The 556-nt window shown below is 61.9% G+C and carries 1 protein-coding gene; it reads left to right on the top strand.

Features of this window, described 5'->3' with window-relative positions:
* Positions 1–556: AMP-binding protein (locus KQH55_RS15860; RefSeq protein ID WP_235091643.1), on the top strand; the 556-nt coding region annotated here is incomplete at both ends.

A 556-nucleotide genomic window follows, 5' to 3' on the forward strand; every position in this document is an offset into this window, starting at 1 on the left:
ATGCATCCACCAGTTGTTTGAAGCGCAGGTCGAGTGCATGCCCGAGGCGCCAGCGCTGGTCTATGAAGACCAAACGTTCAGTTATGCACAGCTGAACGCCCGAGCCAATTGCTTGGCACACCAGCTGATCGAGTTAGGTGTCAAGCCCGATACCCGAGTGGCGATCTGTGCCGAGCGTAGTCCCGCGCTGGTGGTGGGGCTGCTGGCGATTTTAAAAGCGGGGGGCGCGTATGTGCCGTTGGATTCCGCGTATCCGAGTGAGCGCTTGGTGTATATCCTCACCGATGCGGCACCGGCGATTGTGCTCGCGGATGCGGCCGGGCGCGCTGCGTTGGGCGACGCGGCGCTGGCAGAATGTACGGTGCTCGATCCAGCCACCCTGCCGGCATGGCCAGACACGAATCCGTCGGTAGCCGCGCTCACCGCCCGGCATTTGGCATATGTGATCTATACGTCGGGCTCGACCGGCACGCCCAAGGGCGTGATGGTCGAACATGCGCAAGTGGTGCGGCTGTTCGAGGCGACGCAACCGTGGTATGGCTTTAACGAGCATGAT

The sequence above is a fragment of the Mycetohabitans sp. B3 genome, assembly GCF_021498065.1.
Classification (GTDB): domain Bacteria; phylum Pseudomonadota; class Gammaproteobacteria; order Burkholderiales; family Burkholderiaceae; genus Mycetohabitans.